The 24,500-nt window shown below is 45.8% G+C and carries 25 protein-coding genes and 1 other RNA gene; 19 read left to right on the top strand and 7 right to left on the bottom strand.

Annotated features, from left to right (window positions below; translation table 11 throughout):
* Positions 1–75 precede the first annotated feature (75 nt).
* The 3 genes from AC4E8D_RS10665 (at position 76) to AC4E8D_RS10675 (ending at position 1,705) form a co-directional block, all read left to right on the top strand.
* Complete coding sequence (locus AC4E8D_RS10665) at positions 76–888, top strand: YesL family protein (protein ID WP_221823361.1); 813 nt, start codon at positions 76–78, stop codon at positions 886–888.
* A 51-nt stretch (positions 889–939) separates the two neighbouring features.
* A non-coding RNA gene (gene ssrS, locus AC4E8D_RS10670) (6S RNA) lies at positions 940–1,131 on the top strand.
* Between the two features lie 181 nt (positions 1,132–1,312).
* Positions 1,313–1,705 carry a DUF1499 domain-containing protein gene (locus AC4E8D_RS10675; RefSeq protein ID WP_017689382.1) on the top strand — a complete coding sequence of 131 codons (393 nt, stop codon included), beginning with the start codon at positions 1,313–1,315 and terminating at the stop codon, positions 1,703–1,705.
* A 72-nt stretch (positions 1,706–1,777) separates the two neighbouring features.
* Here AC4E8D_RS10675 and tpx read toward each other — a convergent pair whose 3' ends face one another.
* Positions 1,778–2,296 carry a thiol peroxidase gene (gene tpx / locus AC4E8D_RS10680; RefSeq protein WP_036609653.1) on the bottom strand — a complete coding sequence of 173 codons (519 nt, stop codon included), beginning with the start codon at positions 2,294–2,296 and terminating at the stop codon, positions 1,778–1,780.
* A gap of 148 nt (positions 2,297–2,444) precedes the next feature.
* On the opposite strand from tpx, the gene AC4E8D_RS10685 reads away from it, so the two are divergent.
* Positions 2,445–3,071, top strand: a complete 627-nt coding sequence (locus AC4E8D_RS10685) for a rhomboid family intramembrane serine protease (RefSeq protein WP_036670140.1) — start codon at positions 2,445–2,447, stop codon at positions 3,069–3,071.
* 69 nt (positions 3,072–3,140) lie between these two features.
* On the top strand, positions 3,141–4,052 hold the full coding sequence (gene gltC / locus AC4E8D_RS10690) for a glutamate biosynthesis transcriptional regulator GltC (protein ID WP_036609648.1): 912 nt from the start codon (positions 3,141–3,143) through the stop codon (positions 4,050–4,052).
* 44 nt (positions 4,053–4,096) lie between these two features.
* Here gltC and AC4E8D_RS10695 read toward each other — a convergent pair whose 3' ends face one another.
* Positions 4,097–4,777: a zinc metallopeptidase gene (locus AC4E8D_RS10695; RefSeq protein ID WP_036609646.1), complete on the bottom strand. Its 681-nt coding sequence runs from the start codon at positions 4,775–4,777 to the stop codon at positions 4,097–4,099.
* 28 nt (positions 4,778–4,805) lie between these two features.
* The gene (locus AC4E8D_RS10700; protein ID WP_076209500.1) at positions 4,806–5,234 is read right to left on the bottom strand and encodes a MerR family transcriptional regulator; all 429 of its coding nucleotides are present in this window, start codon (positions 5,232–5,234) and stop codon (positions 4,806–4,808) included.
* A 352-nt stretch (positions 5,235–5,586) separates the two neighbouring features.
* Between AC4E8D_RS10700 and AC4E8D_RS10705 the strand changes: the two genes are divergently transcribed.
* The 3 genes from AC4E8D_RS10705 to AC4E8D_RS10715 are packed head-to-tail and all read left to right on the top strand — an operon-like array spanning position 5,587 to position 8,848.
* Positions 5,587–6,987, top strand: a complete 1,401-nt coding sequence (locus AC4E8D_RS10705) for an ammonium transporter (RefSeq protein WP_221823363.1) — start codon at positions 5,587–5,589, stop codon at positions 6,985–6,987.
* Between the two features lie 41 nt (positions 6,988–7,028).
* Positions 7,029–8,114 (top strand): DUF294 nucleotidyltransferase-like domain-containing protein, encoded by a 1,086-nt coding sequence (locus tag AC4E8D_RS10710; protein WP_490206481.1) that lies wholly within the window; start codon positions 7,029–7,031, stop codon positions 8,112–8,114.
* A complete protein-coding gene (locus AC4E8D_RS10715; RefSeq protein WP_017689374.1) occupies positions 8,111–8,848 on the top strand; it encodes an exonuclease domain-containing protein in 738 nt (245 codons plus the stop codon). The genes AC4E8D_RS10710 and AC4E8D_RS10715 overlap by 4 nt, the downstream gene beginning before the upstream one ends.
* Here AC4E8D_RS10715 and AC4E8D_RS10720 read toward each other — a convergent pair.
* Positions 8,834–9,325, bottom strand: a complete 492-nt coding sequence (locus AC4E8D_RS10720; RefSeq protein ID WP_339183843.1) for a M67 family metallopeptidase — start codon at positions 9,323–9,325, stop codon at positions 8,834–8,836. The genes AC4E8D_RS10715 and AC4E8D_RS10720 overlap by 15 nt on opposite strands.
* 226 nt (positions 9,326–9,551) lie before the next feature.
* On the opposite strand from AC4E8D_RS10720, the gene AC4E8D_RS10725 reads away from it, so the two are divergent.
* Positions 9,552–10,103, top strand: coding sequence for a TlpA family protein disulfide reductase (locus AC4E8D_RS10725; RefSeq protein WP_339183846.1), 552 nt, complete (start codon positions 9,552–9,554; stop codon positions 10,101–10,103).
* Between the two features lie 119 nt (positions 10,104–10,222).
* On the opposite strand, the gene cimA is transcribed toward AC4E8D_RS10725, so the two are convergent.
* Complete coding sequence (gene cimA / locus AC4E8D_RS10730; RefSeq protein WP_490206215.1) at positions 10,223–11,842, bottom strand: citramalate synthase; 1,620 nt, start codon at positions 11,840–11,842, stop codon at positions 10,223–10,225.
* A 531-nt stretch (positions 11,843–12,373) separates the two neighbouring features.
* On the opposite strand from cimA, the gene AC4E8D_RS10735 reads away from it, so the two are divergent.
* From AC4E8D_RS10735 to AC4E8D_RS10745, 3 genes are all read left to right on the top strand, one after another.
* Positions 12,374–13,675 carry a DNA polymerase IV gene (locus tag AC4E8D_RS10735; RefSeq protein ID WP_221823544.1) on the top strand — a complete coding sequence of 434 codons (1,302 nt, stop codon included), beginning with the start codon at positions 12,374–12,376 and terminating at the stop codon, positions 13,673–13,675.
* 117 nt (positions 13,676–13,792) lie between these two features.
* The gene (locus tag AC4E8D_RS10740) at positions 13,793–14,035 is read left to right on the top strand and encodes a ferredoxin (protein WP_017689369.1); all 243 of its coding nucleotides are present in this window, start codon (positions 13,793–13,795) and stop codon (positions 14,033–14,035) included.
* Between the two features lie 219 nt (positions 14,036–14,254).
* Positions 14,255–15,697 carry a L,D-transpeptidase family protein gene (locus tag AC4E8D_RS10745; RefSeq protein WP_339307782.1) on the top strand — a complete coding sequence of 481 codons (1,443 nt, stop codon included), beginning with the start codon at positions 14,255–14,257 and terminating at the stop codon, positions 15,695–15,697.
* A 42-nt stretch (positions 15,698–15,739) separates the two neighbouring features.
* On the opposite strand, the gene AC4E8D_RS10750 is transcribed toward AC4E8D_RS10745, so the two are convergent.
* The gene (locus AC4E8D_RS10750) at positions 15,740–15,877 is read right to left on the bottom strand and encodes a hypothetical protein (protein WP_017689367.1); all 138 of its coding nucleotides are present in this window, start codon (positions 15,875–15,877) and stop codon (positions 15,740–15,742) included.
* Positions 15,878–16,131: 254 nt separating this feature from the next.
* Here AC4E8D_RS10750 and AC4E8D_RS10755 point away from each other — a divergent pair, with 254 nt between their 5' ends.
* From AC4E8D_RS10755 to AC4E8D_RS10765, 3 genes are all read left to right on the top strand, one after another.
* Positions 16,132–17,229: a quinone-dependent dihydroorotate dehydrogenase gene (locus AC4E8D_RS10755; RefSeq protein WP_076209015.1), complete on the top strand. Its 1,098-nt coding sequence runs from the start codon at positions 16,132–16,134 to the stop codon at positions 17,227–17,229.
* Positions 17,230–17,363: 134 nt separating this feature from the next.
* Positions 17,364–18,179 (top strand): GTP diphosphokinase, encoded by an 816-nt coding sequence (gene yjbM / locus AC4E8D_RS10760; RefSeq protein WP_036609636.1) that lies wholly within the window; start codon positions 17,364–17,366, stop codon positions 18,177–18,179.
* Entirely contained in the window at positions 18,166–18,648 is a 483-nt protein-coding gene (locus AC4E8D_RS10765) for a DUF309 domain-containing protein (protein ID WP_221823379.1), read from the top strand. Before yjbM ends, AC4E8D_RS10765 begins: the two co-directional genes overlap by 14 nt.
* A gap of 216 nt (positions 18,649–18,864) precedes the next feature.
* On the opposite strand, the gene AC4E8D_RS10770 is transcribed toward AC4E8D_RS10765, so the two are convergent.
* Positions 18,865–19,413 carry a thioredoxin family protein gene (locus tag AC4E8D_RS10770; RefSeq protein ID WP_047842389.1) on the bottom strand — a complete coding sequence of 183 codons (549 nt, stop codon included), beginning with the start codon at positions 19,411–19,413 and terminating at the stop codon, positions 18,865–18,867.
* A gap of 221 nt (positions 19,414–19,634) precedes the next feature.
* On the opposite strand from AC4E8D_RS10770, the gene AC4E8D_RS10775 reads away from it, so the two are divergent.
* The 4 genes from AC4E8D_RS10775 (at position 19,635) to AC4E8D_RS10790 (ending at position 24,437) form a co-directional block, all read left to right on the top strand.
* Positions 19,635–21,332, top strand: coding sequence for an RsmB/NOP family class I SAM-dependent RNA methyltransferase (locus tag AC4E8D_RS10775; protein WP_221823382.1), 1,698 nt, complete (start codon positions 19,635–19,637; stop codon positions 21,330–21,332).
* Entirely contained in the window at positions 21,329–22,075 is a 747-nt protein-coding gene (locus AC4E8D_RS10780) for a pseudouridine synthase (RefSeq protein WP_405131972.1), read from the top strand. The genes AC4E8D_RS10775 and AC4E8D_RS10780 overlap by 4 nt, the downstream gene beginning before the upstream one ends.
* Before the next feature lie 421 nt (positions 22,076–22,496).
* A complete protein-coding gene (locus tag AC4E8D_RS10785; protein ID WP_076209498.1) occupies positions 22,497–23,300 on the top strand; it encodes a Cof-type HAD-IIB family hydrolase in 804 nt (267 codons plus the stop codon).
* Between the two features lie 96 nt (positions 23,301–23,396).
* Positions 23,397–24,437, top strand: coding sequence for a hypothetical protein (locus tag AC4E8D_RS10790; RefSeq protein ID WP_221823386.1), 1,041 nt, complete (start codon positions 23,397–23,399; stop codon positions 24,435–24,437).
* Positions 24,438–24,500: the final 63 nt, after the last annotated feature.

Below are 24,500 nucleotides of genomic sequence, written 5' to 3' on the forward strand. Positions count from 1 at the left end.
CTTTTCCTATATATAATAAGGTATATTAATATTAGACTTCAGGTAATACGCAAGGCTGCAGAGGAGGAGAAATGTTTGGAATTTAAAGGAGCTATGGGTGGGATCTACCGGCTTACAGAGTGGATTACGAGACTGGCCGCAACCAATCTGTTGTGGGCTATTTGTTCGTCTCCGTTCTTGTTTTTCTTGATTATGAAACTGCTCGTGATGCAGCAGAACCTCGCAAATGAATCATTGCAAATGAACTGGGCTATAGCTATTGTGGCACCGCTTACACTGTTCCCGGCGACTTCGGCGCTGTTTACGGTTGTTCGTAAATGGAATATGGGCGATACGGATGTACCGATCTTCCGTACTTTCTTTGTAGGTTACAAGGAAAACTACAAGCAAAGTTTAATTGGGGGCATTTTTTACACACTGCTGTTCGCGATTATGTATCTGGATTATACCGTGTACATGACGCAGTTCCGCAATATGCAGCTCGTAGGAATCATCATGTTAGTACTGCTTCTCTTGTTATTTGTATCACTCTTTAACTTTTTCTCGATGGTTGTACATTATCATATGTCCATCGGACTCATTATCAAAAACGCGGTATTGCTTACGCTGATCAGACCATTCCGTGTATTTTCCACATTGCTGGGAAGTGGATTGCTGTTCTACATCGGTTTCCGTTATCCGGTTTTGTTCGTTTTCTTCATTATCAGCATCATTGCTTGGTTCGCTTTCTTTAACTTCTACGCAACCTTCAACAAGATGCAGGAGCAGATGGAGAAGATGCAACTCAAGAAGGAAGAAGAGGAAGCTGCTGCGCTGGCTGAACAATCAGCAGAGAATGGTGAAACATCTGAGCCATCAGACGACAAAAACATTACATTGCACAAATAAAACATGATGGATCGCCATTTACTTTTTACACAGTTAGGGATATAATAATTGTACATCCTGCGATGTACGTTTCGGTTATTCGTTGTTTTGAACCAATGATGATGTCTTCGGGAGATCAACACAGAATGTTGCTGAAAAGCCCTGTCTATACGACATGGGGACTTCAAAAAGCATTTTTGCGGTCACCCACCTGCCAAGCAGGTTCATAAGACAATGTAGCCGGACGGCATAGGCGGGTTCCTAAATTTTATGTACAGCACCCTGACTTTTCCTCTTCAGAAGGAATTTCAGGGTGTTTTTAAGTTGTGATGAATGTTTTTGATTGGTTTTATGATAAATATGATGCTTGCCCTTTTGTTACTACTTGAACAATGTTACACTAAGATACATAAATGGAACGGTTACTATCAAAGGAGGAAGGGTCTTGACCTTAAAGAGAACGCTCGTCGGTATCATCCGCAGCATGGAGGGGACCAGCGATCGAGCCAAGGATCCCAAATTAAAAACACGGTATTATAACTTATCCAAAGACAGAGCCTGGGAAGAGGTCTCTTCGACACTCAAAAAGATTCCGGGTTATAAAGTACTGCACGAAGTGCCTTCTGTTGGAGAAGTTATTCTGGAGAAGCGGACTACCTTTGGACGGACGATGGACATTACAGTTTCCATTATCTCGGTAAGTCCTGTTCGTAGTGCAGTGGATATGTATTCAGCTTCCCGTGGTTCACTTGGAGACTTGGGCTCTAACTATCGCACGATCATGAACTTATTCTCTGTACTGGATAAAAAGCTAAGCAAGTATAAAGCAAATGATTGAAATAGATGATAAATAACAAAAAGCGAGAGAAGGTTAACCTTCCTCGCTTTTGTTCTGAACGTATGATTACTTCTACAGCAAAGCTTTTACAGCTGCAATCGCTTGTTCGAAGTTAGGGGAGTCTGTCATTTCAGGCAGATACTCCACATATGTAATCCGGTCTTCGGCATCCAGAACAAAAATGGAGCGCATGTCGAGTTGGAATTCTTTGATCAGAACGCCGTAGTCTTCACCGAAAGAACGTGTTTTGTAGTCTGACAATGTAACTACGCGGTCAACACCAGCTGCTCCACACCAACGGGCCTGAGCGAACGGAAGGTCAACGCTTACTGTCAAGACAACAACATTGTCTCCGAGTTCTCCAGCTTCCACGTTGAAACGACGAGTTTGCGCATCGCATACGCCAGTATCCAGGGAAGGAACAACGCTGATTAATTTGATTTTGCCTGCGAAGTCTTTCAGAGAAGCATCTTCAACCAGGTTCTTGCTCAGTGTAAAATCAGGTGCTTGATCGCCCACTTTCAGTTCGGGTCCGATCAATGTAATAGGGTTGCCTTTAAATGTGGCTGCGCCTGTACGTTCTTGTGTCATAATAATGTTCCTCCTTATAAATTGGTGATCCGTGCCAAAATCCATTATAATCTTTTATGAAAGGCATTGTCCAATTCGGACATGTACCATTACGATGGATCAGAGATGTAAGTCCGATCTGAACAGGGTGGAGTGAAAGAAGAAATTTATGATATTTATTCGCTATGAGAACTGGAAAGGTTATTTGAAGTATTTCCCTTTGACGTCGCTTTTTTTAATTGCCAATGTAGTCATGTTTATTGTGTTAACGGTGAACGGTGGATCAACGAACAATATGGTGCTGCTGAAATTCGGGGCACTTACGAATCATGAACTGTTCGCGCATGAATGGTGGCGTTACATTACATCCATGTTCCTGCATGCGGGCTTCGGTCATTTATTGTTTAACAGCTTTGCGTTAATTGTATTTGCTCCACCGATGGAGCGGTTGCTCGGGTCGGTAAGGTATGGTGTATTGTACCTGGGTGGCGGTGTATTGGGTAATATTCTTGCTGTAGCGTGGTACAACTCGGTTGGGAGTATTACCATCTCGGTAGGTGCTTCAGGAGCGATCTATGCCGTCTATGGTGCATTCCTGTATGTAGCGCTGTTCCAGCGAACGATGATGGACGAGGCTTCGCGCAAAACGATGTACACATTGCTTTTATTCGGGATCATATTCTCCTTTGCCATGTCGGGCATCAACTGGATGGCTCACCTTGGCGGATTGTTGGGTGGGTTCTTTATTTACGGACTGTTGATCAGATTGTGGAAACCCCGTAGCTTAAAGCGGTAGTCAGAACGTTCTCAAGATGGAATGCAATCAAGGATAAGTAGGGTATAACAGATTGGAGCGATCAGGCGAGTGGAATTAAGACAGTTGCATTACTTTTTGAAAGTGGCACAGAAGGAACATGTAACACAGGCTGCTGAAGAGTTGCATGTGGCACAGTCGGCGGTGAGTCGTCAGATTCATCAGCTGGAAGAAGAACTGGGCGTGGACCTTTTTATGCAAAAGGGGCGAAATCTGCAGTTGACTGCAGTAGGGCAGCTTTTTTGCAAACGAATTGAAGGTATCTTGAAAGATTTGGACAAGGCAGTCGGGGAAGTTCATGAGTTTCTGGACCCGGAGCATGGAGAGATTCGAATTGGATTTCCGCATAGCCTGGGGATACATCTCATTCCTTCCGTGGTGGCAGCTTTCCGTCAGCGTTACCCCAACGTGAAATTCAGATTCAAGCAGGGGATGTTCCCTACACTGATTCGTGATGTGTTATCCGGAGAGGTAGACTTGGCATTTATTTCTCCTTTTCCAGAGAAGCATGATCAAGTGGATGGAGATATAGTACTCACGGAAGAATTACATGCCATCCTTCCTCCTAATCACCCGTTAGCTGGTGAAGAGACAATTGCACTTGAACAACTCAAGGATGATAAATTTGTACTGTTTAGCAAAGGTTATTCTCTTCGTCCTATTGTGTGGCATGCCTGTCTGGAAGCTGGTTTTACACCCAAGATCGCTTTTGAAGGGGAAGAGACCGACACCATCCGCGGATTGGTCGCTGCGGGCATGGGGGTCAGTCTGCTGCCTGAGATGGCGTTATTCCAGACGAATCCGTTGCAACCGGCACATGTGGCTATCTCCCATCCAAAAGTAACGCGAACTATCGGGTTAATTCATCGTGCGCATGATAAACTGCCGCTGGTTGCTCAGTCCTTTCGTTCATTCTTGCTTGATTATTTCGGTTTACAACAAAACAATACCCCATCCGATTAACGGTGGGGTATTGTTTTTTGTTTTTTGTTGTATTAAGTATCCAATTAATCGCGGCTGTTGAAGATTCCGATGTAACGAATCAACTCAAGCAGCGAAATCAACGCTGCAGCAACGTAAGTCAAGGCTGCGGCATTCAGAACTTTTGCAACCCCTTTTTCTTCTTCATTACGGATGTACCCTTCGGATACCATAATCTCTCTAGCACGGTTACTTGCATTGAACTCAACCGGTAAAGTGATGAGTTGGAATGCTACAGTTACGGAGAAGAAGATGATACCGATACCTACAAGGTTCATGGCATTGAAGATGAATCCTGCAATCAACAGGAATGGAGCTAATCCGGATGCAAAGTTCACAATTGGGAAGATCCGGTGACGTAGTGCCAGCATCGGATAACTTTCTTTATGCTGAATGGCGTGGCCAACTTCATGACACGCTACCGAAACAGCTGAGATTGAGTTTTCATAATATACTGGTTCCGATAAACGTACAACCCGATTAATCGGATCATAGTGATCAGAGAGTGTACCACGTACAGGTTCAATTGGAACATCATGCAGGCCGTTAGCATCAAGCATCTGGCGAGCGGCATCGTAACCAGTCATTCCGTTCTGGTTCGGTACCTCCGACCAACGTCTAAACGTACCTTTAACGCGAAATTGCGCCCATAAAGAGAGCAAAAAGGCGATAATGATCAATACGAACATACCGTTATTAAAACTCATATTCATTCCTCCGCTTTCTAAGAATAAGCTACATCATGGTGTTCTCAAGCAAGATTTTTAGTGCCTCCATTGTACCGGCACTTTTGGTGAGGAGTCCTGCCATCATTTTACGTGCTTGTACAGGTTTCATCTCTCCAAGTAGCGGTTTGAGTTCGTTAACCTCTCGCTCAAGTTGTTGTACATGAAGCTCCAACGTTGTCAATTTGCTGGCAACTTGTTCTTCTGTACTAACCAGACGCCACTTCTCAAGAGATTGCTTAATCTCGTCGAGACTATACTTCTCTTGTTTCATCTGTACAATACGTTCAAGCCTCGTTAAAGTTTCATTACTATAGAGACGATAATTTTTTTGTGTACGTTCTTCGGGAGAGATTAGTCCAAGCTTTGTGTAATAATCAATCGTCCGTTCACTAACACCAGCGGTCTTGGCAAGTTCGCCAATCCGAAAAAGTTTCATATCCCCAATGATATTCACCTCGCTTGCAAGTTCAAATGTAGGGAATTGTAGTTTCCACTTGTGAATTTCTAGACTACGCCCAATTTTTCTTACTAATAAGTATGATACATGATCTTTAACCGTACAGTCAAACGTTATGCTTTGGCAATCAGCATACTGCATTTCTATATCTATGTACTCATAGAATGTGATTATGTACTTAAGTGCAAGAAAAAGACGTATGACTTTATTCCCAGAAATAATTTTCAGTTTTGATGAAAATACTCTTGTCAACTTTCCTCTCTTCTGCTTATAATGACATTAAGAGTTTCACGTTATGTGAAGAAACTTAACATAAGAGGGAGTGGGGTATATGAGAAAGAAATGGTTGGTTTCCGTGTTAGTAATGCTTACTTTGTTCGCTTTTCCGGTCAGCGCATTTGCGGCTGCGGAGGGCCCGACTAACATTGAACTTCAAAGTGGTTTGAACTCAGCCTTTACGTTTTTGGCTGTTGTACTCGTGTTCTTGATGCAAGGGGGATTTGCTTTACTCGAAGCGGGTTCAACACGAATGAAGAATGCAGGACACATTGCGGGTAAGACCATCCTGACATTGGGAATTTCAGTAATTGCCTTCTGGGCTTTGGGCTTCGGTCTTGGTTTCGGTAATGGTAACAGCTTCTTTGGAACAACAGGATTCTTCCTGAGTGGTGACAAGATGGCTGCTTCCTTCGAATCACTGGCTTTCTCCGATGTTCCACTGACTATTAAATTCGTATTCCACCTCGCTTTTGCGGCGGTATCTCTGGCCATTGCCTGCGGTGGTATGGCTGAACGTGCAAAGATGAGCGTATATATTGTATTCGGTACTCTTTATACCATTATCATGTATCCGGTTGTTGCTCACTGGGTATGGGGCGGCGGCTGGTTGGCTGAGCTGGGTATGCAAGACTTTGCAGGATCGACGGTTGTTCACTTGACTGGTGCAACTGCAGCATTGGTAGCTACCATCTTGTTGAAACCACGTATTGGTAAATATAACAAAGACGGCAAACCCAACATCATTCCAGGTCACAACCAAGTGTATTCCGTACTCGGGGTTATTATCCTCTGGATCGGTTGGTTCGGGTTCAACCCAGGTAGTACATTGTCTGCCATGGGGGATGGATTCTTCGGTTATGTTGCATTAACTACTAACGTAGCTGCAGCAGCTGGTGGTGTTGCTGCGCTGTTGATCTCATGGGCAGTACTTGGTAAGTCCGATATTCCTAGCATGTTAAACGGTGTGCTTGCGGCACTCGTTGCGATTACAGGAGCATGTGCATTCGTTGAACCTTGGGCAGCTCTGGTTATCGGTGCTTTGGCGGGTATCATCACATTCTTCACAGCACAGTACTTCGATCGTAAAGGAATTGACGATCCAATCTACGCTTTCTCCGTGCATGGTATTGCTGGTATGTGGGGTGCGATCTCCACGGGCTTGTTCGCTACTCCTGAACTTGCCGAGAATGCGGGTGTAGGTCAAGCGGGTCTGTTCTATGGCGGTGGATTCCACCAATTGGGCGTACAGCTTCTCGGTCTGGCAGGTGCTTTTGCCTTCGTACTGGTAATGTCCTTCATTATTCTGGGCGGAATGAAAGCGATCATGGGCATCCGTGTTACTGAAGAAGAAGAAACAATGGGTCTGGATATCAGTGAGCACGGTACTTACGGATACCCTGAACAAATGAAAAATGCAGATTCTAAATCCAATGGTGGTACGTTCAGCTCCTGAAGTGAATGATGCTGAATCATGCTTCAAGGAGGCTGGACATGATGGAACCCATCTCGTATACAAACTATTCCTGGTCTTATCAGGGAATCGATGGTGCGGTGTCTTCTCAAGAGCTGCGCCAGGCACGTGTGATATTACAGAACGAGCTCCAGGAATTGTTGTCCGCTTCCTTGTCGCCGATCGAGTGGTACCAAATGGTAAATGAACTGCATGACCGGATTGCACGGAAAGCAGTAGAGTTATGCATTCAGGGGATGGTTGAGGAAGGCTTCGGCCAACCTCCCGTCCCCTATGCCTTTATCGTATTTGGCAGTTCCGGCAGGGAAGAAGCAACGTTATGGAGTGATCAGGATAATGGCATGATCATTAGCGATACTCCGCATGAAGGTAAAGAGGAATATTTTGCTCAGCTCGGACAGCGTATGACGGATATGTTGGAAGAGCTTGGTTACGCCAAGTGCGAAGGCAAAGTCATGTGCTCTGAGCCCCTCTGGAGAAAAACGCTGGCGTCATGGAAGCAACAATTAGCAGATTGGAGCTCGGATCTGAATTGGGAGCCTGTTCGTAATCTGATTATTGCTTCAGACATGCGTTTTGTTGCAGGTGAGCAAAGTCTGGCGGAGGAATGGATCACGATTTTTTATGAACAGTTCAGATTGGTTCCTGAACTTTCGGATGCAGTTCTTCGCAATACGGTTAAACATAAAGCTACATTAAATGTACTTGGACGTGTGGTCACAGAACGATTTGGTGAACATGCAGGCGGATTTGATGTCAAGTATGGTTTGTACATTCCGCTGGTGAACAGTGCCCGTTATTTGGCTTTGCAACATGGGATCAAGGAGTCATCTACGTTAAAAAGAATGGAGAGATTGACTTCACTTGAAGCTGTTCCATTTACATTACTGGATGCATGCCAGCGGGCCTTCTTTGCCGCTTTGAAATTTCGCAGAAGTACACCGGTTGTCATTCAAGGGGATTTGCAACATAGCAGTGGGTTCCTGGATGAGAAACAGATGAAACAAAAGCAGATTCATTATGAGCTCAGGGATACGCTCGGATTGGTACGACGAGTGCATCGTGCTTTGCAAAGACAGTTGCGTTTTGCAGAAAGGAGACGTCCATGAGAGAGCCGGCAAGGGGCAATACAGGATTCTGGAATTCGCTGCGTCAGGGAGGGGTTCCTTCCGCCATCGCTTCCATTATGGGAGCCCCTACGGCGCAACACATGGCGTTTATCCGTTCGATGATGAGAGAACAGCGCAGACCTGAGGTTCTGCATACACCTCTAAATGAGCTGGACGCAGTTGTATTTGATCTGGAAACGACGGGATTTTCACCCCAGCATGGGGATGAGATTATCTCATTTGGTGCGGTCCGTATACATGGTGGTGTAGTTCTGGAAGGAGAACAGTTCTATACGGTGGTGCAGTCCAAGACTGCGGTTCCGGAACATATTACTGAACTTACAGGTATTACACAGGAGATGACGCTGGACGCACCAACTTTGCTGGAAGGGCTGCATGATTTCATGTCTTTTGTAGGTGGAAATGTTCTGATTGCACACGCAAGTGCGCATGACCGAGCTTTTCTGAATGCTGCTCTGTGGCGGACTTCAAAAGTAAGGCTGACACATCGTTTAATTGATACGATGATGTTGGCCCGCTGGCTTGAACCAAGCAGGCCGGGGTATGGTCTGGATGAATTGCTGGAATCCAGAGGGATTCCGATCTATGGGCGTCACCATGCACTGGAAGATTCGAAAATGACTGCGCAGTTATGGTCCTGCTACTTGGAGGACATGACTCGTAAAAATGTGGAAACTTTGGGTGATCTGTATACCCAGCTAAGTCACGCATAACGGAACGGGAAGCAGATTGTATGAAGGTACAACGCGTTGTGCCGGATCCTGCGATTCCTTCGAGGATTCAATCTTATAACCGTTGAGCTGCATATGAGATCGCAACCCGCTTGTTAGGTCAGGTGAGCCGATGAGGTACATTTGAAGCAAACCGGCGAAGGCCGGAAGAGCTTGCATGTCCTCTAAGGAAGGAACAGGCCTTGTCTGCGGATGAGAATGGAAGATACCAATGAGCTTAGGCTCGGAGAATATGCACCGAATCCATTCGGCATCGTCCAGAGTAAAATGGTGCAGCGGGTCAGGTGCTACGTTACGAATGGGCTGAAACCGACTGATTCGTATACCGCCCGCTGCGGTTTCACCCAGCATAACCCCGCAGGCTTCTTGTGGCAGCGAAAGGAACATGTGCTTTGACATCTCTTGTTCTACGGAAGAAGGGATGTAGAAGACGTTTTGCTGCCCGTGAAGTGCTGCCATTTGTATTCACCCCTCTCTCTTTGGCTCCTGCTTAGGCAGGAGTCCTTTTTCATTTTATTTTCTGTAATGCGGATTGTAAAATTTTAAAGGAAAAGGGTACAATAATAAAGAGAACATTGGGGAATCATGTTCTAGTGAACTGTCATAGAGCGTGATAAACACTTAGCATGTGCAGAAATTACGGTTTCAGTTTCAATATGCTAATTATATAAAAGGGTGGCGGGTTATGAAACGAAACATATACATACTCCTTGGTGTTGTGTTGCTGGTTGGTATTGCACTGGCGCAGAATAAGGGTGACGGCATTGCAGCCGTCTTTAAGCAGGAAGAACCCATGCCTACAGAGACGGGACCACGTGCGGGTCTTCTGGCGCCTGCTTTTTCTCTGACAGCAATGGATGGGAAGACGTACAGTGTGGGCGGTGCCAAAGATAAGGCCACGTTTGTAAGTTTCTGGGCATCCTGGTGTGAGCCGTGTAAGCAGGAAGCTCCAGAGCTGAATAGAATGGCTGCAAAATACAAGGATAAGCTTAACCTCTACGGTGTTAATGTGACATCATACGATAAACTCAAGGATGCCAAAGCTTTTGTGGATGAGTACCAACTGGCATTCCCTATTCCTTTGGATGAGAAGGGGACTGTGTATGCTCAATACAATGGGGTGGCTTTTCCCACGAATGTTCTGATTGACTCCAGAGGAGTTATACAGGAGATTGTTCTGGGCATATTGCCCGAAAAAGAGTTGGAGCGTAAGATTAAAAAGTTAATTGCGAATTAATTTTCTGCAAAGAAAGAAGCCTTTGCATCCATGAATCATGGGTACAGAGGCTTCCTTTTTATTTTCCGGGAAATAAGCGTTAAAAGGTTGTTCAAAAAAAGCTTTTTTGGACATGCATTTTAGTGGTTGCTTATCCCATGAGCAGGAATAGGGAGTGTGCCCGGCTCATCCAGCAATTTTTCTTGAAGCAAAGCATAGCGGAAACTGTGTACGAGTGCTTCCCAACTTGCTTCAATTACGTTCTCGGATACACCTACAGTGTTCCATGTGTTCTCCGTATTTTTGGATTCGATCAATACACGAACTTTGGCGGCTGTGGCATCTTTCTCATCCAGTACACGTACTTTGTAGTCCGAGAGGTGCATATTGGCAAGTGAAGGGAAGTATTGCACCAGTGCTTTCCGAAGCGCGTTATCGAGTGCGTTAACTGGACCATTGCCCTCAGCAGCGGTATAAGCGCTTGTTCCAGCGATATTCACTTTGACAAAAGCTTCAGAAACAACGGATTTGCCTGCCGTTTTCTCCACAAGCATTTTGAATGATTCAAAAGTGAACAATTCTTTCATGTCACCGTTCGCTTCACGAATTAACAATTCAAGCGAAGCATCTGCACCTTCGAACTGGTAACCCTGATGTTCCAGGTCTTTGATTTTCTCAATAATCTGACGTGAATTGGCACTGCTTGGATCGAACTCAAGCCCCAGTTCCTGTGCTTTGGATACAATGTTACTTTGTCCGGCAAGTTCAGAGACCAGCACACGTTGTTTGTTACCAACCAGTTCAGGCACGATGTGTTCATAGGTACGTGAATCCCGCAGGATGGCAGAGACGTGAATTCCACCTTTGTGAGCAAAAGCAGCATTGCCAACATAAGGCTGATTAATCGGCATATTCACATTGGCAATCTCGCTAACATAACGAGCCACGTTTGTAAGTTGTCTCATGGAATCCTCAGTAACACATTCATAACCAAGTTTCAGTTGCAGGTTCGGGATAATGGATGCGAGATTGGCGTTACCGCAACGCTCTCCATAACCGTTCATCGTTCCTTGCACCTGACGGGCTCCGGCTTGTACAGCGCTTAGTGTGTTGGCCACAGCCAGTTCACAATCATTATGTGTATGGATGCCGAGATGTGCATGAGGCAGGCTTCTATGCAGTGTGGATACGATCTCGTGTACCTCGTTTGGCATCGTCCCGCCGTTGGTATCACACATAACGAGCCAGTCCGCTCCAGCTTCGTGAGCTTTGGTCAAGACTGCTTGAGCATACTCCGGGTTATGTTTGAATCCGTCAAAGAAGTGTTCTGCGTCAAAGATTACTTCCATACCATTTTGTTTCAGATAGGCGATGGAATCATAGATCATGGACAAGTTTTCTTCCAATGTAGTCTGCAAAGCGGTGTGCACATGGAAGTCCCATGATTTACCAACCAGAGTTGCAGCCTGAGCACCAGATTCCATCATGCGCTTCAGGTTGGCATCTTCACTAGCAACACTGCCTTTTCGGCGGGTACTGCCAAAAGCAACAACCTTTGCGTTCAGGTTTAATTCCTTGACTCTTTTGAAAAACTCAATGTCCTTGGTATTGCTGCCGGGAATTCCGCCTTCAATATAATGGACACCCAGGTCATCAAGCTTCTTGGCAATTTTGAGTTTGTCGTCTGCCGATAAGCTGACACCCTCCCCTTGTGTGCCGTCACGTAAAGTCGTATCGAAGATGGAAATGGCCTTTGACATGAAGATCCTCCTTTGAGATAAAGCGCTCTTTTAAAAGATTGGATTGTAAGTTGGGAAAAGTTGTTAAGTACGTTAGTGAACGAATCCTTCGATTCGGCAACGCTACACTGTGTTAAACTCGATGCGCTGATTTGTCCTAAAGTCGTCAATTTGTATAATTAATTATTATAGCACCATTATAGCCAAATGCTACATAGAAATCGCAGTTTCATGTAACAATTAACGGATTTTAGAGAAAAAAGAAGGGTGGTAATCATAATCCGAATGTATGTTATAATCTATTATTGAGTTTTAATTGGAATATATGGAAGAAAAGGAGGGATAATTTTGAGTTTTGTATGGGAAAGTACAGTTATTGCCCTGATCACTTTGATTCTTTTTGTAAGTGTAGGCTGGTTGATTATTCGGTCTCTGATCAGATCTCGCAGAAAATAAATGTTCGTGACTGAATTAACATAACGGGTTTGATATACTATAGAAGAAAGAAATTCGTTTCATTAATTAGTGTGCAAGAAAGGGCGGGGGTTCATGATGTCTTCAGACGGCAATCCTCCAGCAAATGTGGATCAATATTACCCTGCAGCCGGACGGGTGATTCTGCATGTCGATATGAATGCTTTCTACTGCTCTGTACATGAAGCCGAGGAACCAGATTTATATAGAGGAAAAGCAACGGCCGTTGCGGGCAGCAGTGAACTGCGAAAGGGTGTAATTGTAACCTGCTCATATGCCGCTCGTAATCGAGGCATCTCAACAGGTATGGTTGTGCACCAAGCCATGAAAAAGTGCCCTGATCTCATTGTGATTCGTCCTGATTTCCATTTGTATCGTCAATATTCAAGAGCGTTCATGCAGATTGCGTATAGTTATACGCCTCAACTTGAGGCTACATCCATTGATGAATGTTATCTTGATATTACAGGTTCAAGGCAATTCGGGAATCCAATGGAGATTGCGGAGAGCATTCAGCGTAGAATCAAGGATGAATTGGGACTGCCATGTTCCATTGGCATTGCACCCAACAAATTATTGGCGAAAATGGCTTCGGATCTGAAAAAACCGAATGGTATCTCCATTTTGCGCATGAGGGACGTACCCCGGATTCTATGGCACAGACCATGCAACGAGATGTTTGGCATTGGCAAAAAAACGGCTGAAAAGCTAAAAAAACTGGGCATTGAAACGATTGGTCAATTGGCCAAGTCGGATGAGAACATGTTGACCGAACTATTTGGAGTTAATGGAACATGGCTCAAAAATTCCGCCAATGGCATTAACCACTCCGCAGTTCACGCGGAACGTGAGGCCAATAAATCCATTGGGCATACAACCACTTTACCGGCGGATGTATCGGATATGAATGAGATTCATCGAGTGTTCCTCAATATAAGTGACCAGGTAGCCAGAAGGTTGCGCAAGCACGAAATGTTCAGCCAGGGTATTCAGATTACAATCCGGACACCGGATATGAAGACAATCACCCGATCACGTCTAATGGAAGTTCCTACGGAGGATGCAACGGTCATTTACCGTGAGGCCTGTAAACTATTTGAGAAGCATTGGGGTAGTGGCAAGCCTGTACGCATGTTGGGTGTGACACTTCAAAACCTGATTCCAAGAGAAGAATCGGCTGTACAGATGGACTTGTTCGAATATGAGCAGAAGCCCAAGAAGGACAATCTCATTCGGATTATGGATCAGTTACGTGATAAATTTGGTGAGAATGCTGTTGTGACCGCCGGCATGCTTGGAGACGATCCTTCCGTGTTGCTTCGCAATCATAAAGTGCGCGGTACTTCCCTGCAAAAAGATAACTTGCAAAGTCTTGATTAAATAAGGGATAATAGAGACTTGTGGTTGCAAAATGATTTGTAATTATCCTTACTTTGTATTAATATGTTTCTAGATAAAGACACTGTACGTTTCGAATTTTAGGAGGAGAGAATGTAAATGAGTAAATATACTTGGGTTGAAAAAGACACATGCATCGCATGTGGCGCTTGTGGAGCAACGGCTCCAGACATCTACGATTATGATGATGAAGGTTTGGCAGAAGTTATCTTTGACGGCGATGCTAACCATGGTGTCAAAGCTATTCCAGACGACTTGTTTGATGATATGCAGGATGCATGCGATGGCTGCCCTACAGATTCAATCAAAGTAGCGGACGAGCCTTTCAATAAAGAAGGCTAAGTATTTCTCCTATGAACACAAAGCACCTTCTTTTGTCTTAACGACAAGGGAAGGTGCTTTTTTTTGCATTCATTTAACTGTGATTATCTGACTATGGATCAAGGACGAACATTGTCGAACCCCCTTTTTTCCACCGGGTACTCAAGTCCTATGGATTCAACGCTTGGTTATGCCGATATATAATGATATACGGAAAAAGGCGAAATAGTGGAGGATCGGATGCAAAATACTCATCTAAGAACATATGTCAAGAAACATCCAGACAATAAAATGGCTTGGTACTTGCTCGGAAAGGAGTACTTGGGCGAAGGACAGGAGGCCAAAGCCAATTATTGCTTTCAGCAAGCGGGCGAGGTTTATGAGGCATTTGAACGCAGTAAAGCTCCTGCTGACATCTGGGTAGACTATCAGGATAAACTGGTCGAGATGTCCGAGCAAAAAGAGAAAAAACAACGTAGACGCAAAATGTGGCTTACGTTGTTCATGCTGCTTGTGCTGGCAGGTCTGCCACCTGCGGACGCTCCGGGTTTCAGTCGTGAAGCGGCCGACGCACTGTCAGCAGCACTGGAATCCACAGATGATATCGCAGCGCCTGTAGAAGCGGATCAACAGGCTGGGACTGCATCCATTGCGCCAAGCAATGTGTTCACTGCTGCGGCATTTGGTGGAGGTAATCATGGCGAGGCTGCTCTCGCAGCTGCCTGGTCTGGGTCTGGTCCAAAAGTAGAGACTTCTGCTGTACTGGGTATGCAAACCTCGGATGACTGGTCTTTATGGAAGCGAAATATGCCTGTGAAATACATAGTACAAACCAATACAAGCGGGAAATTGACTGCACAGAGTTATGATGCCAAGCAATGTAACTGTGAACCTCCTGAAATTACACCGAAAATCAAAAAGATGGCCTTGGCGTGGACCGCCAAGCAGGAAGCAGCTGCATCCTTATCAAGTGCAATCGTTGCCTATCGCAAAAAAAATGACGTTTGGCCCAAGAGTGTAACGCAAATGGCTCAGCCATTTCCGAACAATATTCTGGGAGAGACTGCGTCAGGGATGACCGAGATGTTTCCGAAGCTGTTAGCTCAGCATCAAGGAAAGGCACAGGAAGGAAAGAACGATTCGAGTGGTAAAGAGAGCGGTTCAACATCTTTGAATTCGTCTCAAGGCAACAATGCCGCTTTTGCAGATACGCTGGGAGGTCAGCCTTTTTTGCAGGAACCGCTGGAGATTGTTATTGATAAGGATAAACATAAACTTGCATTAATCAGTGGGGATACCATTGTTCGTATGTATGATGTGGGACTTGGCGGTGATCGAACACCGGAGGGTTCATTTGTCATCACAGATAAAGTGGTTAATCCGAATGGGCGCTCGAACGGTGAGTTTGGAAGCAGAGGTATGCAGCTCTCGAATACGAATTATGCCATCCATGGGACAAACGAGCCAGACAGTATCGGACTGGATGAGTCCCTTGGATGTGTGAGAATGCATACAGGAGATGTAGAAGAGTTATTCGCTCTTGCTCCGCAAGGCACTCCGGTACGCATTGGAGAAGATGTACTGCCAGATCTGACGCTTGTTCCAGAAGCAAAGCAGCGTTATCAGCATACACTTGTTCCAAAGCAGAATAATCCGAACAAAACGTATCACTGGCTGAATTGATCTGTTTGATATGTAGAATCAGATGGATTCAGCCTGAATCATCTACATGTTGGCAATAATGATAAGAGCACCAATGATGATGATCAAGCCGCCTACACTGGCTGCAGTCCATGCAATGGCTTTGCGATTCACTTCTTCTTTCTTTTGCTGTAATGCAGGTGGTTTACGTTTGGGAGCCATGAGTTATTCCTCCTTATTTGGAATAGAACTGGTGTAGAGTAACCATGCTCTCATTGTAAAGAATTCAACTCGTCATTACCAGTGGGCGGGTGGATTTCTTGTGAGCATTTTGTATTATTCGATTTGTGCTGTCTATGCGCAAACTACTTTCCTTTTTAATAAGAAACAGATAGACTTGTGTGTAGAGTGTTTTTTACATATGAAAAGACGGAAAACGGCTTTTTGGCGTACCGGACCAGAACGGAGTGAGTGATTTGTTATACAGAAGTCTTGCTAAACCTTTGTTGTTCAAAATGGACCCTGAACAGGCCCATCATCTGATTATTGGCGGCCTTAGTGGCGTGGGTAGCATCCGTCCGGTTCCTTCCGGACTGCGAGTGATGTACGGCGTTCGTGAAACGTCTGATCTGGCTGTTGACATGTTTGGGTGTCATTTCCCTACACCTGTTGGTCTGGCTGCGGGTCTGGACAAAAACGGACAGGCCGTAACGGGCTTTTCTTCCATCGGATTTGGATTCATGGAAGTGGGAACCGTGACACCACTTGCACAACCAGGTAACGATCAACCACGGCTGTTCCGTTTGCCACCAGATGAGGCTTTGGTGAACCGAATGGGCTTCAACAATCTGGGTGCGGAAGCGATGGCAGGTGAATTGGCACGTCTACAGGATCGGCGAATTCCAGTGGCTGTTAACATCGGCAAGAATAAGGCAACGTCTAATGAGGAAGCTCACCTGGACTATTCGAAGTGCATTCAGGCACTATACGATTATGCTGATCTGTTCGTGGTTAATATCAGTTCACCAAATACACCGGATTTGCGTAATCTGCAACATGGGAATGAATTGAAGGAACTGCTCGCTGCGGTTATGAACGAGATGAATGTGCAGCATGCACGAGCGGGTGGAGCGACCAAATCCGTTCTGGTGAAGATCGCACCGGATGTGAATGATCAGGAACTTGAATATATGGTGCGCACAATTGCAGACAGCGGTGTTGCTGGCATTATTGCAACGAACACAACCATTAGTCGTACAGGACTTTCTCACCAACATGCAAAGGAAACTGGCGGTCTGAGTGGTAAACCTCTGCGTGAGCGTTCTACGGAGATTATTCGTCAGATCTATCGTCAGACCGAAGGCAAACTTCCGATCATCGGTTCAGGTGGTATTTTCACAAGTGAGGATGCATACGAGAAAATTAAAGCCGGAGCAAGTCTGGTCGAAATATATACTGCATTGATCTACGAAGGACCTGAGGTGAATCGGCGTATTCATGCCGGACTGCGTGAGTTACTTCGAAAGGACGGTTATCGTCATATCTCTGAAGCGGTTGGTGCGGAGCATCGTTAAGAAGGAATGTGGATCCCCGGATGGAAAATATAGAAGCATGGAAGAGCGTAAAATGGTTCGGGACTCTTCCCCCCACCAAACATCATGTATAATGGAATAGAACAGGGGACGCTATAGAGACAGGAGGCATAAGCATGGACGGTAGAGACTGGGGTACATTTTTACTTCCTTATGAACAAGCGGTAGAGGAATTAAAAGTCAAGTTTAAGACAATGCGGGCGGAGCTGAAAAAACGGGAAGAGTATGCCCCGATTGAATTCGTTACCGGTCGTGTCAAAAAAATATCCAGTATTCTGGAGAAATCCAGACGACTGAATGTGTCGCTTGATGACGTGGAAACAGGCATCGAGGATATTGCAGGTATCCGCATTATGTGCCAGTTCGTGGATGATATCCGTCGGGTTGCCGAGTATATTCGAGGTCGTAAGGATCTCACGGTACTCATTGAGAAAGATTACATTACGAATTTCAAAGAGAGCGGCTATCGCAGCTTCCATATGATTATTGAGTATCCCGTTCAGACGGCTCTTGGACAAAAGAAAGTTTTGGCCGAGATACAGATCCGGACGCTTGCCATGAACTTCTGGGCTACCATTGAACATTCGCTGAGTTACAAGTTTCGGGAAGGGTTACCTGATGAGATGAGAACCAGGCTGAAAAAAACGGCTGAGGCGGCGTTTATACTGGACAACGAGATGTCTGCAATTCGTCTACAGATTTTGGAGGCGCAGAAGGCATTTGAGGATGATTCCAATATCGTGTCAAGAACATTGAATATCATTCATCAATTATACTTCTACCATCTTGTCAGTGAAGCAATTGAAGCACAAAAGCGATTTAACGATTACTGGGAACGGCATGATATGGAAGGGCTCAAAGACTTGCTGGATGACGTGAAGAAACTTCTGAACAACGCCAGAAAGGGCGAAAACCCGGATGAGCATCTATGAGCCACTGTACGTTGACTACTTAATCTACTTCAATCGTGATCAGGATTATTTCGAGTGCCATGAGGTGCTGGAAGAATTGTGGCTTGAACGTAACCGGGATTCTCTCTATAAAGGGTTGTTGCAAGTTGCGGTTGGTTTATACCACTTCAGGAATGGCAATCTCCGCGGAGCAACGATGATGTTACAGAGCTCACTTGATCTTCTGGAACCTTATCCTGCTACGGTTCTGGGCATAGACCTAGGGGCTTTGGTACGGGATGTACAGGAAATCGTGAAGCAACTGTCCCAATCAGATGTTCAGTCTGTGACTTACAGGGATTTATCCATACGAATTGTTAATGAGGTCTTGGAACAAGAGATATCTAGAAGATCGCTTGAGTTAAAACCTAATATTCCGCAGCGCCGGAGTCCTACCAGAGGGCGAATATACGAAGAGAAGATGAAGGCGATGGATCAGAGTAAAAGTTGAACCGTAATCAGCGTTAACATTCAAATGAGCATCCCATGGATATGAAGTTCCATGGTTATGAAACACCCCGACGATTCCTGTAAAGGGAAAGATCGGGGTGTTTTTGAATGTTGCGTCATATTCAGATGATTGCATGGTGGCACAGCCTGTCCTTCAACAGAACAGTATCGGTGATACAAGGCCTGATTGTAGATATTGTGGAAACGGAACTAGCAGTTAACTTGCCGAAGGAGCAGCACTGCCTTTATATTTTTGGAAAAATTGTTTGTAATCGTCCAGTGTATAGCCTTGGTCACTGCCATTTTCTTGCAGTCCGCCAACCATACGGTCTTTCTCGACACCAGCCTCATAATAGACGAGTGTAGGTGTGAACTCGATATTGTAATCAGTCCATCCTGCTTCGAATTCACGCAGATTGAACTGTGGAAGCTCAATACCTTCACTGTCAACCAGTGGCATCAACTGAGGTGTTGTGGCACGGCAGTGCGAGCAGTCGGAAGCAAAGAAATAAACAAAAAAGCTGTCTTTGTTATCGATTTTGGCTTTGAGATCAGTGGGAACAATAATTTGTTGATAGTTGGGATCACTAAGTAGCTCCCTTGTAGCTGGATTAAGCTTGGAAGCAGCGATGCCATAAGCATTTTCCACTGAATCCATCTGTTTCTTGGATTGCTGGTCTACGACAACCAGTGCTGCAATCATAATGATTAAAATACCCAGGAATATAAGGATCGCAGCACTTTTCTTTTTCTTCTTGGATTTCATTGGACATCCCCCATCGATCATATCGAAATATAGTTTGGGCAAAAATAAAGGTTGGGATAATATGCATAAACACCCGAATTTTTGCTCAGGAATCAATCTACTTGCCATTATACTACATTACACGCTGTAGTGGAATAGATACGATATGATAGGAAAGCAAAGCTTGGATATGATAAAATAAAACGATATTGCAATCTTACCAAGACAGGATGAGTGGGAATATGGGTGTAAAGTTACCTTTGATATTTGCTGAGCGAATGAAAAGTTTGCTGGGCGATGAGTTTGAACAATTTATGAAATCTTATGAACAGTCTCCTCATGCGGGACTGAGAGTGAATACGCTAAAAATATCGATGGAACAATTCGATGAGATTGCTCCGTTTGATCTAAGACCTATTCCGTGGTGTGAGACAGGATTCTATGTACCTCATGGTGTTAAACCGGGGCTGCACCCTTATTATCATGCAGGTCTGTATTATATACAGGAACCAAGTGCAATGGCTCCCGTTGAATTATTGCAAGTGGAACCTGGAGATCGCGTGCTTGATCTGTGTGCAGCTCCGGGAGGCAAGACGACACAGATTGCAGCAAAGCTGCAAGGCAAGGGCGTGCTTGTCACGAACGATATCCATGCGGAACGCACCAAAGCGCTGGCCAAAAACGTGGAATTGTACGGGGTGCGTAACGCCGTTGTTTTGAATGAGTCGCCAGAGCGGATCGCAAATGCATTTCCTCATTATTTTGACAAAGTATTAATTGATGCGCCTTGCTCAGGTGAAGGCATGTTCCGCAAGGATGAAGACATGGTGAAATCGTGGGAACATCATTCGGTGGAAAAATGTGTGCTCATGCAGCGGGATATCTTGGAGACTGCGGCACGGTTGCTAGCCCCGGGAGGAACCATCGTATATTCGACATGTACCTTTGCGCCGGAGGAAAACGAAGCAATGATTGCGGAGTTCCTGAATATAAACCATGATTTCGTAGTCATGGACATTCCTGAAGAGACAGGATTTGCTCCAGGACGTCCGGAATGGGTACGTCAGATGATGCCGGAGAAGGCTGAAGAGACGGAAGCTGTACTGGATCAAACGCGTGGAACCGTAAGATTGTGGCCTCACCTTTTGGAAGGAGAGGGACATTATGTCGCTGTATTGGAGCATCGTGCAGGACAAGGATTAGAAACAGATCAACCTGGAGTAGTTAAAGAAGGAGCAATGGAGTATGGACAGGTCGTGGATGTGTCCAGGATTGAAGTAGAGGGGAACAAGGATCACTCTATTGCTGCTTCTTCAATTGCTATGACCAAGGCTGATCGTAAAAAGGAACGTTTGTTGCGAATCGAATCCCGAGAGTCCCATGACAGACAGGCTGGGGGCGGCAAGAATTCGGGTAAACAGGGCAAAAAAGGTAAAGATCACGGTGGACGTAAATCGGAACGGGGTCAGGGACGCGGAGCTGATTCGGCAAGTATTGATCCGGTTGCGATCTACAGTCAGTTTATGAAAGAACAATTGGAGATTGAGTTAACAGGAGAGACGGTATGTTATGGAGATCGTGTGTATCAATCATCGGTTGGTGCAGCTCGGTTGGAGGGACTGAAAGTCATTCGTCCAGGCTGGTTTATGGGCACGATCAAGAATGGACGATTTGTTCCGTCCCACCCGCTTGCGTGTGCTCTGAATGCATCTGAAGCACGGCGAAGCGTAAATCTGTCATCCGCTGATGGCGAAGCCGTGAGGTATCTCAAGGGTGAAACGTTAAATATGGAAGAAGAACGAGTGGTGCTCAAGGCGGATACGGTTGCCAAAGGGTACGTTCTTGTATGTGTAGAAGGTTATGCTGCTGGCTGGGGGAAATGGCTGGATGGTGTACTGAAGAATGAATATCCGGCAGGGTGGAGGTGGACATCGGTATGAGTGGAAAAGGCAAACAAACGCTGCGTCTGGACAAAATATTAAGCCATATGGGTGTGGGAACACGAAGTGAACTCAAAAAGATGGTGAAACAAGGCAGAATCCATGTGGACGGCAAAGCGGTGAAAGACAGTGGTGTACAGGTGAACCCTGAGGTCAACGTCATTGAAGCCGATGGCGAGCGGATTGTGTATCGGGAGATGATCTATCTCATGCTGCATAAACCTCCGGGTGTCGTGTCTGCTACCGAGGATAACAGAGATAAGACGGTACTGGATTTGCTGCGCAAAGAGGATCGGGTGTTCAATCCTTTTCCTGTGGGACGACTGGATAAGGATACGGAGGGACTGCTCATTCTCACGAATGATGGTCCACTTGCCCATGATCTGTTATCTCCACGCAAGCATGTGCCCAAAACCTATGAAGCCCGTGTACTGGGAAACGTGGATGAAGCGGATGTACAACGTTTCAAGGCGGGCATTCAATTGGATGACGGATACGAGACGCTGCCGGCCGAACTGACTATACTTGGTCAGGAAGAAACGGAAGAAGGCACGATCTCGTCGATCTCGCTTATTATTCACGAAGGGAAGTTTCACCAGGTGAAACGTATGTTTCAGGCGGTAGGCAAGCGTGTGATCTATCTGAAACGCGTTGCCATGGGTGAGCTGGAACTAGCTTCCGATCTTACTATTGGAAGCTATCGTGAACTAACCGCAGACGAGTTGAGCCTTCTGCGGAAGTAAAAGCTCCCGTCCTTCGCGAAGCGGAGCAGGGAGTCGTGGAGGGAAGCGGAGCCCCGATACTAAAGCCGAAGGCGAAAAAGCTCCCGTCCTTCACGAAGTGAAGCAGGGAGTTGTGGAGGGAAGCAAAGCCCCGATACTAACGCCGAAGGCGAGAAAGCTCCCGTCCTTCGCGAAGTGAAGCAGGGAGCCGGGCAGAAAGCGGAGCCCTGCCCGTAATGGTCCCGGTTAAGCTTGGGCGGGACCGCCGCTGACCAGCGGTGTGCCCGGCAACAAGCGTTCCTACGACAACCGTGACATAGCAAGACCCGACCTAACACCGGTGAGCAGGACGGGAGTCCAGAGGGCAGAGCCCTCTGGGGCCCTCCCTCGGAAGGGAGGGTTTGGGTGGGTGCGACCACTAACAGATGAGGATGAAGCCAGAATGACTTATAAATTAATTGCACTAGATGTAGATGGAACACTGCTGAATGATCATCATGAACTTACCGAATGGACTCAGGAGACCTTGATCCAAGCTTCCCGTCAGGGAGCAGAGATTGTCCTGTGTTCAGGTAGAGGTCCTGCCAACACGATTCCTTTTATGGAGCAGATGGGACTGGATGGATATGTGATTACGCATAACGGCGCCGTTACTGCGCAAGTCGATACCCGTGAGGTGGTTCATCATTTTGCATTAGATGGACAAGGACTGGAGCCAATCATATCCTACTGTCGAACCAATGGAGTACATTTTGACATCAATACAGCATTTGGTCTGTATGTGGATCAACCAGAAGGTTTGGGTTTGCAGGTGCGTGAGATGTATTACAACTTTATGGCAGAGCCACTGAAGTTACCCAAGTGGGTTGACATGACAGAACCGCTGGCGAAATTCACTGCATTTGGTCCGATTGAACAGATGGATGCAGTACTTCAGGAATGGTCAACTTGGAATCTGCCTTATTATATGACACGGAGTGGTGACTTTTTTATTGATCTGATGCATCCCGAAGCGTCCAAAGGCGCTGCGCTTAAAAGGCTTGCCGAATCGAAGGGAATCATGCCCTCGGAGATCATGGCGATTGGCAACTACTTCAATGATATTACGATGCTGACCTTTGCGGGCAAAGGCATTGCCATGGATAACTCACCGGACGAGGTGAAAGCTGCTGCGGACGAGGTTACACTCTCCAATAACGAGCAGGGTGTGGCACACGCAATCCAAAAATATGTGTTATCCATCTAACCTACATCTTATTTTTGAAATGCACGCTTCCCTCATAATCTACCGTCTTTAGGGGCATCCTAAGAGAATAACGTTAGGAATGAAGGAGGACATGTGATGAATTATGATGTGGAATTGGTTGCAGACCTGCGGACATCAGGTGGAGAAGTACAGGACGTGATGGTCAATGGACAATATGCAGGCTCACTTTTCCTTGTGTACAGAGAAGGAGATCGTTTATCAGGTAGTCTTCAGATCGAGCAGGAGTCTCTGCCAGATGGTACAGAGGAACGTATCGTGGAAAAAGTGCATGCCTATGTCCGATCTCTTGCAGATGCGTTGGAAGCTGCTTATTATGAAGTGCTGCTTAGTTGTGGTTCATTACACTCGGTTCTGCATAAGCCTGAGTCAGAGACCGTGTGGCCGTCTGAAGATATGAATCATGACGAAGGCAGTTATGACGATATAGACAGCAGTGGAAGTAAGGTAATCCCTGTTTCACAAGCCGAATCGTTTACATATGAAGATCGGGATCAGGTTCTGGAGATGGAAATGGTAAGCGCAGGACGCAGCATATCGACGTATATTTTCAATGATGTCGAAGGGCAGGAACTTGCAGAAGCTTCCTTAAAACAATATGGCGCTGATGTACAAGGTGAAATACACTGGTATGACGAGCCGGAAGAGAATCAATTGGAAGCTGCGGCAGAGTTGCTGGTCAGAGAGCTGGATGAAGATATCATCGATACGATTACGATCCGCATGTGGCATCAGGGCAACGAACTCGAGACGCTAGAGTGGGTACATCGCGATTTCTCCGAGGATTTTGAGGATACCGATGAATCGGATCTGGATGAGCTGGAAGCTGCTGAAGAAACATGTTATGTCATGCTGAAGCGTAAGGATCGGGAGTTCCGGGTATATGAGCTTTTTCTTCAGGAACGAGGTGGATTGCCTGTGGGAACAGCAACAATAGATACTTCTCATTCCGATCTGACGGGATACATTGATTACGAGGTTCCTGGTACCAGCATTCAGCGAAAGAGCCTGGTCGAAGTGTTGATGCAGGAGTTGGACAAGGAAATGGAGTTTGATACCTTGCACCTGACGATGTTGTATCGAAATCAGATTATCGATGAAGCCAGAATAGATGGGTAAAGGGCAACCGCCTTTTACCTTTTTTTTATTCTCATTTTGACGAAAAATTCATTTCCCGGTATA

It is taken from the genome of Paenibacillus sp. SRL342 (assembly GCF_984798905.1).

Excerpts from the sequence above, each read along its gene's own strand:
- yjbM (WP_036609636.1), top strand. The coding sequence starts at position 17,364 with ATGGACGGTAGAGACTGGGGTACATTTTTACTTCCTTATGAACAAGCG.
- AC4E8D_RS10735 (WP_221823544.1), top strand. The coding sequence starts at position 12,374 with ATGTCTTCAGACGGCAATCCTCCAGCAAATGTGGATCAATATTACCCT.
- AC4E8D_RS10705 (WP_221823363.1), top strand. The coding sequence starts at position 5,587 with ATGAGAAAGAAATGGTTGGTTTCCGTGTTAGTAATGCTTACTTTGTTC.
- AC4E8D_RS10765 (WP_221823379.1), top strand. The coding sequence starts at position 18,166 with ATGAGCATCTATGAGCCACTGTACGTTGACTACTTAATCTACTTCAAT.
- AC4E8D_RS10685 (WP_036670140.1), top strand. The coding sequence starts at position 2,445 with ATGATATTTATTCGCTATGAGAACTGGAAAGGTTATTTGAAGTATTTC.
- AC4E8D_RS10695 (WP_036609646.1), bottom strand. The coding sequence starts at position 4,777 with ATGAGTTTTAATAACGGTATGTTCGTATTGATCATTATCGCCTTTTTG.
- AC4E8D_RS10780 (WP_405131972.1), top strand. The coding sequence starts at position 21,329 with ATGAGTGGAAAAGGCAAACAAACGCTGCGTCTGGACAAAATATTAAGC.
- tpx (WP_036609653.1), bottom strand. The coding sequence starts at position 2,296 with ATGACACAAGAACGTACAGGCGCAGCCACATTTAAAGGCAACCCTATT.
- AC4E8D_RS10745 (WP_339307782.1), top strand. The coding sequence starts at position 14,255 with ATGCAAAATACTCATCTAAGAACATATGTCAAGAAACATCCAGACAAT.
- AC4E8D_RS10750 (WP_017689367.1), bottom strand. The coding sequence starts at position 15,877 with ATGGCTCCCAAACGTAAACCACCTGCATTACAGCAAAAGAAAGAAGAA.
- AC4E8D_RS10725 (WP_339183846.1), top strand. The coding sequence starts at position 9,552 with ATGAAACGAAACATATACATACTCCTTGGTGTTGTGTTGCTGGTTGGT.
- AC4E8D_RS10790 (WP_221823386.1), top strand. The coding sequence starts at position 23,397 with ATGAATTATGATGTGGAATTGGTTGCAGACCTGCGGACATCAGGTGGA.
- AC4E8D_RS10770 (WP_047842389.1), bottom strand. The coding sequence starts at position 19,413 with ATGAAATCCAAGAAGAAAAAGAAAAGTGCTGCGATCCTTATATTCCTG.
- AC4E8D_RS10720 (WP_339183843.1), bottom strand. The coding sequence starts at position 9,325 with ATGGCAGCACTTCACGGGCAGCAAAACGTCTTCTACATCCCTTCTTCC.
- AC4E8D_RS10785 (WP_076209498.1), top strand. The coding sequence starts at position 22,497 with ATGACTTATAAATTAATTGCACTAGATGTAGATGGAACACTGCTGAAT.
- AC4E8D_RS10715 (WP_017689374.1), top strand. The coding sequence starts at position 8,111 with ATGAGAGAGCCGGCAAGGGGCAATACAGGATTCTGGAATTCGCTGCGT.
- cimA (WP_490206215.1), bottom strand. The coding sequence starts at position 11,842 with ATGTCAAAGGCCATTTCCATCTTCGATACGACTTTACGTGACGGCACA.
- AC4E8D_RS10775 (WP_221823382.1), top strand. The coding sequence starts at position 19,635 with ATGGGTGTAAAGTTACCTTTGATATTTGCTGAGCGAATGAAAAGTTTG.
- AC4E8D_RS10740 (WP_017689369.1), top strand. The coding sequence starts at position 13,793 with ATGAGTAAATATACTTGGGTTGAAAAAGACACATGCATCGCATGTGGC.
- AC4E8D_RS10700 (WP_076209500.1), bottom strand. The coding sequence starts at position 5,234 with ATGAAACTTTTTCGGATTGGCGAACTTGCCAAGACCGCTGGTGTTAGT.
- AC4E8D_RS10710 (WP_490206481.1), top strand. The coding sequence starts at position 7,029 with ATGGAACCCATCTCGTATACAAACTATTCCTGGTCTTATCAGGGAATC.